The following is a 14,979-nucleotide window of genomic DNA, read 5'->3' as shown; positions in this document are numbered from 1 at the left end:
AGCCTTAGTTCCACTTAACGGTTGGAATCAGACCCCTGTATCGTTGGTTTCCCCGGTACCGCTCCCCGGTCTTCCGTCCCCCCATCCGTCCTCCCCGCTTTCCTGCGTAACATTCACCAATTAAATCCCAATCAATCATCATTCCTGCGGATACTCGATCTTCAATGTTGTTTCATCTAAGGAAACACCCGCCCCCCGTTTAATGGCCAGAAACTGATTTTCGGAAAAACCGATTGTTTCCCCATCATGGAGCACCACATCCTGATCCAGCACGTAATTTACAATGTCATACAGAAAGCTGTGGAGTTTGTTCGGTTCATCATGGACGTGGAGAACTTCGATCTCCTCTTTTCCAAATGATTTCAAACCAAAAGTATAGGCGTTTAAGCCGTCCTCTGACCGGTATATACCGAAATAGATCCAGTTTAATACGGGAAGTTCATCCTCCCCTTCCTTCATTATCTGCGCAGCAGCCAGATAATAGGACGGTTCAAATACGGTGCCGCTGGTGTTGACGCCTAATACATTTTCCTGTTTACAACAGGCGGCAGTCAGTTTGACAAACAGTTTACCGCCTTCCAGTATAGGGATATTTTTCCCTAAGAGGGCCACTACCAGGTGGGCCTGGTGAGTTTTTACCACTTCCACGGCTTCGGGCCACATGTAATTGCTGGAGGCGTTATCCACAGCCTCATTATTGGGAACGGGGGCGGGCATGAGGCTGACGGCTCCTATGGCGTCGCCGATTGAAAATACAAGCGGAGGGTCTTCCGGATCAGATGGATCAGGAGCGTCTTCCTGACATTCGATCCCCCAGTCCGCCAACAGATCGGCTTTGAATTTTTCCGGATTCCATTCAGGTGAGGACAACAGGACAAAACCTACAAAAGTCCCGGATCTGGAACTATCCCCGGAACCATCCCCGGAACCATCCCCGGAACTGTCACCGGAATCCCCAGAGGAACCAGCCCCCAAATCACTTCCGGAACCATCTTCGGAATTCCTCTCAGAACCATCCCGTGAATTCCCCCCGGCCTCCGCCGGTTTTTCCTCCGCCTTTTTTGCCTGGTCCATCCAGTATTGACGGATCATTTCAACCATGGATACCGCTTGTTCCTGGGCAGTGGACGGATCATAGGGCTCCATATTGCTGAAAACATGTCCGCAATGTTCCAGTCCATCTTTTTCATAGCCGCCGCAGACCCCGAGAAGCCATTTGCCAAAGATTGATTTTTTATACTTGAAGATGTAATAATGGAGATCATAAAGATCAAATTCCCCTGCCGGTTCAATGGAATATGGGTTTTTCCCAAGTTCCTGGGGATGGGCCAGCCATTCAGTCATGGACTGCAGCGCATAAGCCTGCTGTTGATTCCTGTGATTCATAAAAATGATTCCTTTCTGTGGTTAGTTTACGTAACAGTTCCGACGGCTCATCTTCTTAACCAAAAAAGCCGGTCAAGAAGCATCGGATGCCCCTCCGATGTGAAAATAGATAAAGAATGCTATTTTATTGGTTTTTAAGCCCTTCCATGTAGTGATATAACCCGATCAAAAATATAGCGTCCTTCACATTGAAAAATGGATCGATATCCAGCAGGGTCTTTATTTTCTTAATCCTGGCGTTCAGCGTATTTTTGTGGATATAGAGCTGCTCCGCCGCCGCTGCCAGGTTCATATTGCATACGATCAGAGCCTTTAAGGTGGTTAAAAAAACTTCCCCGTCCATGTGTTCCCGGATGACTTCCGCATATTTTTCAAAGACAGGCGGGAGCTGTTCCGCCGGAGCCAGGCTGAAAAGATAGCTGATTAAATGCTGACGGAATGGGTGGACCCGCTCATGGGCATCCTGGATGTGGCGGCTCAGCCAGTGGAGACACTGGTAACTGTTTCTGAAATCCTTGAATTCCTGGCAGGGCGCGGAATAGTAATAATAGACCATCAGTCCTTTCAAGCCGCAGAGGGAAATGATTAAGTTATCTAAAGCGGCGCAGAATTCTTTGATGTCCTCGTTAAAATAAGCCGGATCAAACTGCTTGACGGCCTTCAAAACCAGCAGATTGGTGGCGTCCACCTTTAACAGCATATCCTGGCCATGCCGGATCTCCGACTTGGCGTAGGAGGTGATCACATGATCCAAAAGGTCATTGTTATATTCGCCCCGCAGTTTGACTAAAATGGGGATTCTGAGGACAGAACTGCTAAATCCCTGCTCCTTCGCCAGCCGCCCGATGCGGGACGGGTTGATGGGCTGTTCAAATAAAAGGGCGTTGCACAGCTTGTTATTGGCCTGCTGTTCCCTGAGGGCGGAACGCTGTTTGCTGTCCGTTTCCAACAGAGTTTCCAGGGAGAATTTGATCAGCTTTGCCAGCTTGAGATTCTCCGCCGGAGAGCCGGAGAGCCCCAGCACCCCTGATATCTCTGTGCCGTCCTGTAAAAGCATGTTGATTCCCGGCTTCAGCACTCCGTACATGGTCTTGTTTTCCTCTAAGTTTTCCGTGATGCTGATGGACTGGCGGCTGACGATCATATCATAAGCCAGCTGGTGAAAATCCCCCACCCGTTCCGGCGTAGAACTGGCGATGATGATTCCCTTCTCATTCATGATGTTGATCGGTACATCAATTTGTCTCTGCATTTTCTGGATAAAATTCTGGGCAATCTCCACATCTATCATAGGCGGCCTCATCTGCTTTCTTAATCTGTTTTCTTATTTGTTTCATTGTGTTTTTCCGCGTGCCTTGTAAAATGTGCTGAAAACACTAAAATATGGTAACAGCTCAGACAGCGGGAAAAATGATGCAGAAATCAGCGTCAAGCTGGCTTGTAAGCAGATTTCTGTATCATTTTTCACATCGGATGTACATCCAATGCTTCTTGACCGGCCTTTTGGGTGAAGAAGATGAGCCGTCTGAACTGTTGCAAAATTTGTCTAAAATGTTATTTAATTCTATATTTTCATAAGATTATTGTAGTCGAAACACATGACTTTTGCAAGTCGCTATCCTATAATAGAATCAGTGACAGAAAGCATAATGCAGCCATTCAGATTTGTCTGAACGGTTACAGTGCAGCAAAAAGGCTGCTGTCCATTCCGTGACAAGCAGCACAAAAAGTTTAGAAAATGTATGGAGGAAATCAGATATGTGGAAATTTTACCAGCCTGCGGACATCGTGTTCGGCGCAGGAAATGCAGAGAAAATAGCGGAAATTATGGAAGGTAGAAACCTGGATAAGGCGCTGATCGTAGCAGACCCATTTACGGAAAAATGCGGCCTGGCTAAGAAAGTGATGGATGCGTCGGCAGGAAAGGTTCTGGGAATCATCAGCGAAGTGGAGCCCAATCCATCGATTCAGAACGTGGACGCCTGCATCGCAAAAGCCAAGGAACTGGGTGCGGAGAGCATCATCGCAATCGGAGGCGGAAGCGCCATGGACTGCGCCAAATCCACAGCGGCAGGTTATAAGCTGGGCCTTAATGGAGCCGCTCTTTTAGCAGGAGCCCCCATCACAGATGCCCTTCCCGTAATCGCCATCCCAACAACGGCGGGAACCGGAAGTGAAGTGACTGCCGGTGCGGTTATCAGCGATAAGGAAAAAGGCATTAAAGCGGCCATTTTCGGCCCCGCCATTTTCCCGGTATTAGCCATTGTGGACCCGGAGCTGACCTATACATGTCCTCCGTCCGTAACCGCTTCTTCCGGCATTGACGTGCTGGCCCACGCCCTGGATGCGTTAACCAGCGTAAAAGCCAGCCCGGCTACGGACGCTCTGGCGGTCCGCGCGGCTAAGATGGTATTTGAAAACCTGGAGAAAGCATATCTGGATGGAAATGACAAGGCGGCCAGAGACAACATGTCCGAAGCCTGCGTGGTGGCCGGACTGGCATTTTCCCAGACAGGAACCACCGGTTCCCATGCCTGTTCCTACATACTGACCTCCAAATTCGGCATCCCCCACGGAGAAGCCTGCGCCTTCACCCTGGATTCCTGGTTCCGTGAAAATGCAAAGGTAAGGCCGCAGCTGAATGAATTTGCAAAAATGATGGGATTTTCCGATGCAAAAGAGGTGGCAGATGAAGTGGCAAAGCTGAGAAGCAGATTAAACCTGCGTTCCAAACTGTCAGAGATCGGAGTGACAGAGGCAGATTTGGATGAAATTGCCGCCAGCAGCAGCGCATCGGGAAATATGACCAATAACATCGCTAAAATCGGTATTGGCGGAATCCGCAGATTATTTGCGGAGAAGGCGTGAGGAATATAAAATAACGGTTCAGAACTGTTGCAAAATAATACCGCGTCAGCGGATCATTTGGAGGTAGCTATGAGAGCGAATATGGTGAATTGGAAAGAACAGATGAAGGAAAGGCCCCTGTTTGGATGTTTTGTGACCTATGGTCTGCCAGATCTGGCGGAGTATACGGCCAGCCTGGGATTCGACTTCATTTTGATCGACAATGAACACGGTGTGATGGAGCAGACCACATTGTGCGATATGGTGAGGGCGTCCCAGTGCGAAGGGGTTCCGGCGGTTGTGAGATGTACGATGAATGAATACGATCATGTGCAGAAGGCCCTGGATTTCGGAGCCAACGGGGTACAGGTGCCCCTTGTAAATACGGTGGAAGACGCGAAAAAGATCGTGTCCCTGACCCATTACGCGCCCTTAGGAAAGAGGGGAACCGCCTATCTTCCAAGAGCGGCCGGATACGGCATGGTGGATGATAAATGCGCCTATAGGGAAGAAGCCAACAAGGTGAAATTAGTCAGCGTGCACATTGAGACTGTGGAAGCGGTTAAGAATCTGGATGAGATTTTGAAAGTGGACGGGATCGACGTGTATTTCATAGGGCCTGGGGACCTTTCCTCTTCCATGAATCTGCCCACCAATGACCCGAAAGTCCAGGAAACAGTGAAAAACTGCATCCAGAAGATCGCGGCGGCCGGAAAGATCCCGGGATACTATGTAGGAAACGCCGAAGCAACGAAACAGGCCATGGAATGGGGCGCCAGATACCTGGTGACAGCCATTACCCCTTATATGACGGCGGGAGCGCTGAAGTATCTGGCGGATGTCAAAGGAGAAAAAGGGAGCGCCGAGGTGAAGGATGCTTATTAAGCATCCAACAATTTCCAGCGGTATAAAACGCCCGCAATCCCCATCAATGCGATGCCGGATGCAGTGACCATCCGGTTTAGCGGGATCAAATCTGCCATCGGGCCGAATACCATCATTCCCAATGGCAGAAAACCGGAATACATGGTTCCCATCAGTCCGAACACCCGCCCCTGCACGGTTATATCCGCATTTTTTTGGAGCAGGGTGGTGGCGGAGGTCTGTACTGCGGTCATGGCTATTCCGTAAAAAAGCATGAAAACAAGATATGGGAGAAACGAACCCGACAAGCCCATACCAACCGCAGACAGGCCGAAACAAGCGTATCCCGCCAGCAGCGTGCCGGTCTGGCTTTTGAGCCCTCCCCACAGGCTCATGAGCAGCCCTCCGGATATCATCCCGGCAAAACCGGTCAGTTCAACGGCTGTCAAGTACCAGTAAGTGTCCCCGTAAGTGCGGCGCACCAGAAGTCCGGCAAGGAAACCGCCGGGCACGCAGAGAAAGGTAAACAGTCCGTAAACCAGAAGCAGCCTGCCGATGCGCCTGTTTGAAAATGCATAATTGAGGCCGGTTTTCATATCGGAAAAAACGGAAGCTTCCTCCTGCTTCCCCCTCTGCTTTGGCAGCGGTATGAAAAGCAGAATTCCGATTCCGGCCGCCGCGGTCAGAATATCGATCATCAGCGTCGCCGGCAGTGAGCTGACGGAGAAAATGATTCCTGCCGCAGCGGGAGCGGCAAACTGAACCAGAGACTGCATGGCGGCATTGATCCCATTGTAACGTATGAGATGTTCTTCAGGCACCAGCAGGGGAATGACCGCATTGACCGCCGGAGCCTGAATTCCCGCTCCCAGAGAACGGAGCAGAGAGGCGGCCAGCAGCCCCCAGAGCAGGCCTGTTTCCGATGATAAATGGGGAACTGCCATCAAAAGAATCAGGGTAACCGCCGCAATCACCCCATCGGCTCCGCCTATCAATAATTTCCGGCTGTACCGGTCGGCCCATACGCCCCCTAAAAAAGAAATGAGAAACTGGGGCAGGTAAGAGCAGACCGTAAAGGCGGCAACCCATATGCCGGATGCGGTTTCCATGGTCGCATACCAGACGATTGCCATTTGAACAAGTGTTGAGCCAAAGAGTGTGATGCATTGGCTGATGAGAAAAAGGATAATCCGCTTTTTCCATTCAGGGTGAAATATTTTCTGCATTTGAATGAACCTCCTGTTTTATCGGAGGGAGCACAAAACGCTGTGTGGGATAACCGAATTCCAACAGAAGTTCTCTTTCCGCAAAACCGAGCTGTTTCAACTGTTTCCGGTAACCGGTATCGGCCCGGTCTCCTTCCCGGTAAGTAGTTATGCTGATTTCATGCCCGGGAAGATATTCACCCATCAGTTTATCTAAAAAGTCTTTCTGAAGCCCACAGTTTCTATACTGCGGGTGGATGCCTAAAAATTCGATGTTTCCCGTTTCATATGAAAAGCACATGACGCCAATGGCAGTATCTTCGTGTTTTATGATCAGAGCCTGATCCATTTGGATGAAGTTTATCAGCGTTTCCCCGTACTGCTCCTCATTAAGACAGGGAAATCCATCGATGATTGAGGAAACCAGTTCCATCCATGCGGGGATATCGTCCATGTTTGCAGCCCTGATCCTGTCTTTTGAAAATGACGTCCCATCCATTTCCCTGTGCAGAGAAAAACGAAGCTGCAAAGGATAGAATTCCCGGCGTTCCCGGTATTTGGCAGGCGGGAATTTGTACATGGATTTAAATGCCGCCGTAAAAGACTGCTGGCTCTCATAACCGCATGTTAATGCGATTTCAATGACCGGTCTTTCTGAAAATACCAGCAGTTTTGCCGCTTCTGTCAGCCGCCTGCGTACAGAATAATCGTGAATCGTCATGCCCACTGTACTGGTAAACATGCGGTGAAGGTAGTATTTTGAAAAATGAACCCCTTCAGCCACTTCGTCCAGGTCCAATTTCCTGTCCAAATGTTCCTCGATATAGGAAATCGCTGTTTCTATATTGGCTACAGTTTGGTTTTCCACGTTGTGCCCCTCCTTTCGACAGGTAAGTATACCAGAATACCGCTTCGGTGTTTTAATCATTCTTGCTCTTTTTATCAATTAGAATCCATTCATTTCACCTGCTTTCACTTGCTTTTCACCCATTTTTATTTATTTTAGTCCATTTTCATTCATTCCCATCCACTCCATACAGGCTTCATAAACTTCCTTTCCCTCCGCGCGGCCGGTGTCCCGGTCAAAATCGTGTTCCAGGTAGTAGACCGGATAAAACACAGATCCGGGAATCATCCGGGACATCCTCTTTGAAACACGGAAAGGAACGTCTTCGTCGGAAGAGCTGGCCGTAAGAAACGCCGGAGGAAGACCGGCAAGGTCCATTTCGCTCAAGGAAAAATCCGCCGGGCAGTTCCCATCCCCGGCCAGCCATAAAGGCCAGTCCCCCTTCTGCCTTGCGCAGACATAAAAGCTGAACCTCTTTTCCATCGGACCCGAAGTCACCGGAGCGCCTCCCTTTGCCCGTTCCAATATGGACCCGTCTATGGCCGGATAGCGCAGATAGAACGGGCTGGGCTTGTGAAATTCCGGCTCCTCAAACCCATAATACCCATAAAAGCTGATAATTTTAAATGGCTGCGGCAGATCCAGTTCTTTCAGCCGCTTTGCCAAAAAGAGCGCCAGATAGGCCCCCGCAGACCGCCCAAAGAGGACATACGTGGGCGTGATCATATCATTTCTTTCCTTATAATAAGTGCAGAACCATCTCACACACTCCTCCGTCCCCCGATGAATATCCCCCAGCGTACTTTCCGGCGCCAGCGGATAATCAAAAGCGATAAAATCATATCCGTTATCCAAAAACATCTGCCTGTAAACCCCAGGCAGATCATTCCTCTGCCCATACATCAGTCCGCCTCCATGAAAATACAAAACCGCAATATCCTTCCTGTTCTCCCCCGCCGCAAAATAATCCGCCGCCAGAGATATTCCCGAATCTGTCTGAAATATATGAGTTTGAAATGATTTATCTTGAATCCTGTCTTGGATATTATTGTGTGTGTTATGTTTAATGTTATTTTGGCTTCTGTTCTGAATGTTGCTGTGAAAACTATTTTGACTGCTGTTGTGAAGACTATTTTGGTTGCTGTTCTGAATACTGCTGTGAGGACTATTTTGAATGTTATCCTGAATTCCATCCTTAATATAATCTCCTGCATTGCTCCGCATCCTGTTAATCTTAACAATATCCTCTTTATCTCTACTTATCATCATATCAATATCTTCTCCTTCCCATTACACTTTCCCGGTTAAGATTCCCAGTCCCCCGCGCCCGAATCTGGCCTGACGCTGTCGCCCCGGGGCCTGAAGGGAAGCCGCTGTTGGGGGTGTGAGCGATTTGTGTAGGCCATCGACAACACTTAGGCCGGAAGGGGGTGGAAGTGAGGGGCAAAATCTGATCTTTCAAAGTCAGATTTTGAGATGGCCTGAATCGGGAAGACCATCAGGGCTTCCCGATGAATGCCGTCGGTCCCCTCACTTCCACCCCCTTCCAGCCTTAGTGTTGTCCTGGCCGGAACCATGAGCTCACACCCCCAACAGCGGCTTCCCTTCAGGCCCCGGGGCGGCAGCGTCAGGCCAGATTCGGGCGCGGGGGACTGGGAATCTTAACCCTTACCCCATTAATTTGAAAAGCCTGGACGCGATCTGGGCCTGTAAAACCTGCTCCGGATCGGAAAAATTAAACCCCAGAATCTGTATGATCTTATTTACCCGGTAACGGATCGTCTTAGGATGAAGATACATGGCTGCCGCAGTTTCCGAAAAACTCTGGTTTGTCTCCAGAAAGCAGCTCAGCGTATCCATTAATTCGGGATAATCCTTCCGAAATTGTAAAAGGTTTGGCGGGATGAACCGCTCCGGGTGTTCTAAATTGCCGGTGGACATAAAAAGTTTGTAAATCCCCAGATCATCATAGGACAAGGCGGAATCCTGGCGGTAAAACAGGTGCAGGATTTTCTGGATATCAACAGCTTCCTGGTTGATTTTCGGAATTCCGTTCCGGTCGGAAGCCGAACTCAGGGAGATTTGGTAATAGAATTCGGGGATTCCGGGCGTTTTTTGCACCGTCTCCACGATCTCCTGGGCGGTTCCCGGCAAAATGGGCCCGGTTTTCCTGGGAAAATTATACAGGAAGGTGATCCGGTTCTGCTTTTCCAGATAGGCGACGCTCATCCACCGGCTTTTATACTGGGTTTTCAGTCCGTAGAAGATTCCGTTGGCCCAGTCGGGGTCGCCTTGCATCTGCGGGTCTTTGGATGCCAGACGGATCATGATCACCTGATAACAGGGATGCAGATCGATATGGAGGGCATTTAAAAGGTCATCGGAATGGCCGGAATCGAAATTTCTGCCGTTGAGCAGGTCGCTGACTAAGTTGTTGTTGCGGTGGAACCGGTTCTGGGAAATGGAATATTGCTTCAATAACTCCATCTGAAGAAAACTGACCACATTTTCAATGACCATGAAGTCGTCGTTATCGATCACCTTGCCCCGGTTATGTATAACCAGCTCGTATCGGGCGTGATCCAGGTTCGGCACGTCCACGCTGACAGCCCTGTTGATGTCCGAGCTGGCGGACCGGCTGATGTCTGCGCCGCCGCTTCTGTTGATGTCCAGGCCGCTGCCCCTGCTGATGTCCAGGCCGCTGCCCCCGCTGATGTTCGGGCCGCCGCCTCTGCTGATGTCTCCGCCGCCAGCCTGTTTCCTCACCCCATCGTTTTCCCCAATATACTCCACATGCAGATGCTTATAAGAAAAATTCATATACCTGGCCGCCGCAATAGGGTGGATCTTTATCACCGTAAAATCATCCAGCGCCGGATTGGTGCTGATCTGCAGATGATGGGTGTGGTTGATCAAGGTAACGTCGCAGCCGATCATTTTTTTCAGCTCTTCCAGAATCTGGAGGAGAGAGGGCTCTTTTAAGGCCATGCGGGTCAGCTTGTTGTGGACGTCATAGTGGCGGTTTAACAGGGCAATATTGGAATCGATGATCGGGCCCAAGATTTCCAGAATTACGGATTCATACTTCACTTCCTTTGGAATCTGAATTAAAGGGAGGGCATGAAGGTCGCAGTAGTCGGTGATGGTGACGGGAATGTCTGAGACAAAACGGTCCAGTTTGACGATGAGGGCGCTGATCCCGATGGAGGTCAGTTTCTGCATGAACTGGGTGATTTCATCCGGTGAAAGGTCTTTTAAGGCAAAGTAGCTGGTTAGAATGATTTCGCCTTCATTTCCCCAGTTCTCAATGTCTACGGCCTCTAAGACCATGATGCCGGTTACGCTGCGGGGCAGCCCGTCCCGACCCGCAATGACCCGGGCGGAAAACAGAGACGGTATGGTAAGGATTTTCGATACATCCATGAGATTACCTCCTTTTATCTTTTGTGGATAAAAAAATAAAGATTTATTGTATTTTGTTGCCGATGAAAATAAAAACAGACAAGATATAATGATAGTATCACAAACGAGGAGGAATGCAAATGCTATTTACTGTAATCAAGAAAAACAGTTATCAGGATTCTGTTAATCTGATGCTCCTTACAAACCGGATCAACACGCTTCCGGGAGTAAAAAGAAGTTCGGTTATGATGGGGACGGAAGCCAATATGAATATATTCAGAAATACCGGATTTTACACCGGAGACATGGACCAAGCCGCGCCCAATGATATGGTGATTGTGGTGGACGCGGACTTAGAAGAGACGGTGGGACGGGTGCTGGAAGAGACGGAGGCATTTCTGGGAAATCTGTCGGCGGTCCGGGCAAAGAGCGGGGAACAGTCCGCCGAAAGCTGGGATGAGGCCTTGGAACTGCTTCCACAGGCCAATCTGGCGGTATTTTCCATTCCAGGCGAATATGCGGCGGACGATCTGGAAGAGGCGCTGGGCCGGGGGCTTCATGTGTTTTCATTTACGGACAATGTTTCCCTGGATGATGAGGTGCGCTTGAAGAAGAAAGCCCATGAAAAGGGACTTCTGTTCATGGGGCCGGACTGCGGGACCGGGATCATTTCCGGCGTTCCCATCGCATTTACCAATGTGGTTGGGCCGGGGAATATCGGGATCGTGGGGGCTTCAGGCACCGGAATCCAGGAAGTGACGACCATGATCGGGCGGCTGGGAGGCGGCGTGATCCATGCAGCAGGCACCGGAGGCCGGGATTTGAGCCGGGAAGTGGGTGCGGTTACCATGAAAGACGCCATTTTAGCTCTGGAATACCACGATCCCACGGATGTGATCGTGATCATTTCCAAACCGCCTTCAAAAGAGGTAAGGGATCAGGTGGCGGAACTGCTTCAGAGCGTGAGCAAACCGGTGGTGGCCGTATTTCTGGGTGAAAAGCCGGATCACCATGAGGGAAATGTATACCTGGCCCATACTTTAGAAGAAGCGGCCCGCATGGCGGTGGATCTTTCCAAAGGAAGGCCGGTAAAAGCCAATTACTATGAGGAGCCGGAAGAAAATGGTGACCAAGTGGGAGAAGACCAGACGGTTAAAGGCCTTTATTCGGGCGGTACCCTGGCGGCTGAAGCGGGTATGATGATCTCGGAGGCGCTGAATCTGGGAGGACTGATTAAGAAGGACGGATACATCCTTCAGGCCGGAGGATATGAAGTCATAGATTTGGGAGACGATATTTACACACAGGGAAAACCCCATCCCATGATCGACCCGGAAGTGAGGGTCAGGAAGATGAGGGAATACGCGGCAAAACCGGATACAGGGGTCATCCTTTTGGACTGCGTGCTGGGATACGGATGCCACCCGGATATGGCAGGGGCCCTTGCCCCCGTCATCCGGGAAACCATGGCCCAGGCCCGGGCAGAGGGCAGGAAACTCTATTATGTGGCTTCTGTCTGCGGCACCGGACTGGATATCCAGGACTATGATAAGTCGGTGGAAACCTTAAAAAGCAGCGGCGCCATTGTGGAAATGAGCAACGCCAGAGCGGTGCGGGTGGCTTTAAAACTCAAGGGACTGGAAAACCGGGAGCCGGACAAAGCCATTGTGGAATGGAAGGGTGAAAAGAAACTCCTGCCTGAGCCGGGAGATAAAATCATGGAATTGTTCAATTCCAAGCCCAGGGTGATCAATGTGGGCGTGGAGGGATTTAAGGAATCCGTCAGGAAACACGGCGGCGAAGCGGTGCAGTTCTCATGGAAACCGGCGGCCGGAGGGAATAAACATATCATTGGGCTGTTAGGAGCGTTAAAAAAACACCCGGAAATCGATGAGATGAACGATAAGGTGATCAAACGCCTGAAAGATTCCCAGCCCTTCCTCACAGATGTGGTTCCGGCGGAAACGGTGATACCCGAATTAAAAGGACGCACCCTGCTCCATGCCGGCCCGCCTATTTCTTATAAGGAAATGACAGGCCCCATGAAGGGGTCCTGCATAGGAGCCGTGCTGTTTGAAGGCTGGGCAGAAGAGGAAGAGGGGGCCAGGGCCCTTTTGGAAGAAGGCCAGGTGAATTTTCTCCCCTGTCATCACGTGGGAGCCGTGGGCCCCATGGGAGGGATCACCTCGGGACATATGCCGCTTTTGGTGGTGAACAACCGCCTGGACGGCACCGTAGCCTACTGTACCCTGAATGAAGGGATTGGAAAGGTGCTGAGATTCGGAGCCTATTCCAAAGAGGTGGTGGACCGTCTCTGCTGGATGAGGGACACCCTGGGGCCCGTCCTCTCCCTGGCTTTAAAGAAATGTGAAAATGGAATCAACCTGAATGTGATCATCGCCAAAGCCATTACCATGGGAGATGAATTCCATCAGAGGAACATAGCCGCGTCTCTGATCTTCATGAAAGAAATGACCCCGCTCATCATGGATACCTGTGCGGAAGAAGCCAGGAAAAAAGAAGTGATCCGTTTTCTGGCGGATACGGACCAGTTTTTCTTAAACATCATGATGGCCGCCGGAAAATCCATGGCGGACTGCGCCAGGAAATTAAAGGAAGGGTGCGTGGTCACCGCCATGGCCCGGAACGGCGTTGAATTCGGCATTCGCATCAGCGGAATGGGCGACCGGTGGTTTACCGCTCCGGTAAATGTGCCCAAAGGGCTGTATTTCAGCGGATATAAAGAAGTGGACGCCAACCCGGACATGGGAGACAGCGCCATTACGGAAACCGTAGGCGTGGGCGGAATGGCCATGATCGCCGCTCCCGGCGTCACCCGGTTCGTGGGAGCGGGCGGGTTTGGCGACGCCCTCCAGGTTTCGGAAGAGATGGAGCGGATCTGCATAGGCCATAATCCAAACTTCACAATCCCAACCTGGGATTTTAAAGGCAGCCTTTTAGGAATCGACATCCGGAAGGTGGCGGCAACCGGAATCACCCCGTTAATCAACACGGGAATCGCCCATAAGAATGCGGGAGCCGGGCAGATCGGAGCCGGAACCGTAAGAGCGCCCCTGGCCTGTTTTGAAAAGGCGCTGGAGGCATATGCCGGATATCTGGACGGCAGCGAAGAGGGATAACAGATTGGATGGAGGAACGTATTTATGAGCAGAATGGTTCTGGCATTGGGAGGAAATGCCATTTTAACGGATGACGCCACAGCGCAGGCTCAGTACAGGGCGCTTTTAAAGGTGAGCCGCCAGCTTTGTTATCTGGCCCGGGACGGGTGGGAGATCGTCATTGCCCACGGAAACGGCCCCCAGGTCGGCAATCTGTACCTCCAGCAGAAAGCCGGGGAGAGCGAGAAGAATCCGGTCATGCCCATGGATACCTGTGTGGCCATGACCCAGGGCAGCATCGGTTACTGGCTTCAGAACGCCTTACAGGAAGAACTGAACCGGAACGGAATGAAGCGGAATGTGGTCTCTTTAGTGACCCGGGTGGAGGTGGACGAAATGGACCGGGCATTTACCCATCCGACAAAGCCAATCGGGCCATTTCTCACAAAAGAAGAGGCGTTTGAAGCCATGAAAAAGGAACGGAGCCTCTATGTGGAAGATTCGGGGAGAGGGTGGAGAAAGGTAGTCCCTTCCCCCAAGCCCTTCAGCGTGTTAGAATTTCCGGCTGTCCAACAGCTTTTGAGCCCGGAAAATATTGTGATATGCGGAGGAGGAGGCGGGATTCCGGTGGTGAAGTCGGGAGCCGGTTACCGGGGCGTGGAAGCCGTGGTGGATAAAGACCTGGCGGCGGAAAAGCTGGCGGAACTGATCGGCGCGGATGTGTTATTGATTCTCACAGGCGTGGAATATGTGTATGTCAACTTCAATAAACCGGATGAAATGGCGCTAAAACAGGTGACCACAGCTCAGTTAATGCGATATGTAAGAGAGCGGCAGTTTCCGGAAGGAAGTATGCTCCCCAAGATAGAGGCGGCAATGATGTTTGCTGAATCCGGAAGAAGCCGCAGGGCGGTGATCACCTCCATAGATAATCTGGAACATTTCGGTTCCGGGACGGGTACGGAGATCATAGCGTCATGAAATGATTATAGGAGAGTTGGCGTAACAGTTCAGACAGGTCTGCGCTTTTACTGCGCAGGCTGCACGAAAACATAGCGGCTGAAGGCATCCAGGCCCTCGCCGCGGGCAAATTTACTGGGCAGGAGGCGTAATAGTTCAGACCTATCTGAACTGTTACGGGACCGTAACCGTTCAGATAGGTCTGCGCATTTACTGCGCGGACCGTACGAAAACATAGCGATTGCAGGCATCCAGGCCCTCGCCGCAGGCGACTTTAATGGGCTGGATGCGTAACAGTTCAGACCTGTCTGAACTGTTACACGGGACCGTTATCCTTGAGGGATAAAAA

The 14,979-nt window shown here is 50.8% G+C and carries 10 protein-coding genes; 4 read left to right on the top strand and 6 right to left on the bottom strand.

The window, feature by feature from the left end; genetic code table 11:
- Positions 1–138: 138 nt before the first annotated feature.
- Complete coding sequence (locus GPL15_RS09740; RefSeq protein WP_215698474.1) at positions 139–1,386, bottom strand: DUF4261 domain-containing protein; 1,248 nt, start codon at positions 1,384–1,386, stop codon at positions 139–141.
- Between the two features lie 124 nt (positions 1,387–1,510).
- Positions 1,511–2,677 carry a sugar diacid recognition domain-containing protein gene (locus GPL15_RS09735; RefSeq protein WP_215698471.1) on the bottom strand — a complete coding sequence of 389 codons (1,167 nt, stop codon included), beginning with the start codon at positions 2,675–2,677 and terminating at the stop codon, positions 1,511–1,513.
- 467 nt (positions 2,678–3,144) lie between these two features.
- On the opposite strand from GPL15_RS09735, the gene GPL15_RS09730 reads away from it, so the two are divergent.
- Together GPL15_RS09730 and GPL15_RS09725 are read left to right on the top strand one after the other, a co-directional pair.
- Positions 3,145–4,254 (top strand): iron-containing alcohol dehydrogenase, encoded by a 1,110-nt coding sequence (locus tag GPL15_RS09730; RefSeq protein WP_215698468.1) that lies wholly within the window; start codon positions 3,145–3,147, stop codon positions 4,252–4,254.
- Between the two features lie 69 nt (positions 4,255–4,323).
- Positions 4,324–5,118, top strand: a complete 795-nt coding sequence (locus GPL15_RS09725; RefSeq protein WP_252198261.1) for an aldolase/citrate lyase family protein — start codon at positions 4,324–4,326, stop codon at positions 5,116–5,118.
- On the opposite strand, the gene GPL15_RS09720 is transcribed toward GPL15_RS09725, so the two are convergent.
- The 4 genes from GPL15_RS09720 to GPL15_RS09705 all read right to left on the bottom strand — a co-directional run bounded on the left by GPL15_RS09720 (position 5,115) and on the right by GPL15_RS09705 (position 10,572).
- Positions 5,115–6,323, bottom strand: a complete 1,209-nt coding sequence (locus tag GPL15_RS09720; RefSeq protein ID WP_215698465.1) for an MFS transporter — start codon at positions 6,321–6,323, stop codon at positions 5,115–5,117. The two genes, GPL15_RS09725 and GPL15_RS09720, sit on opposite strands and share 4 nt — an antisense overlap.
- Entirely contained in the window at positions 6,301–7,170 is an 870-nt protein-coding gene (locus tag GPL15_RS09715) for an AraC family transcriptional regulator (RefSeq protein WP_215698463.1), read from the bottom strand. Before GPL15_RS09715 ends, GPL15_RS09720 begins: the two co-directional genes overlap by 23 nt.
- Positions 7,171–7,299: 129 nt before the next feature.
- Positions 7,300–8,418 (bottom strand): alpha/beta hydrolase, encoded by a 1,119-nt coding sequence (locus GPL15_RS09710; protein ID WP_215698460.1) that lies wholly within the window; start codon positions 8,416–8,418, stop codon positions 7,300–7,302.
- A 399-nt stretch (positions 8,419–8,817) separates the two neighbouring features.
- Positions 8,818–10,572, bottom strand: a complete 1,755-nt coding sequence (locus GPL15_RS09705) for a PucR family transcriptional regulator (RefSeq protein ID WP_215698457.1) — start codon at positions 10,570–10,572, stop codon at positions 8,818–8,820.
- Between the two features lie 119 nt (positions 10,573–10,691).
- On the opposite strand from GPL15_RS09705, the gene fdrA reads away from it, so the two are divergent.
- Positions 10,692–13,691 (top strand): DUF1116 domain-containing protein, encoded by a 3,000-nt coding sequence (fdrA, locus tag GPL15_RS09700; RefSeq protein ID WP_215698455.1) that lies wholly within the window; start codon positions 10,692–10,694, stop codon positions 13,689–13,691.
- 24 nt (positions 13,692–13,715) lie between these two features.
- Positions 13,716–14,651, top strand: coding sequence for a carbamate kinase (arcC, locus tag GPL15_RS09695; protein ID WP_215698453.1), 936 nt, complete (start codon positions 13,716–13,718; stop codon positions 14,649–14,651).
- Positions 14,652–14,979 lie beyond the last annotated feature (328 nt).

This window comes from Clostridium sp. MCC353 (genome assembly GCF_018785315.1).
In the GTDB taxonomy this organism is placed as follows: domain Bacteria; phylum Bacillota; class Clostridia; order Lachnospirales; family Lachnospiraceae; genus CHH4-2.
The sequence above is the reverse complement of the archived record's forward strand: the minus strand, read 5'-3'. Positions and strand labels throughout refer to the sequence as shown.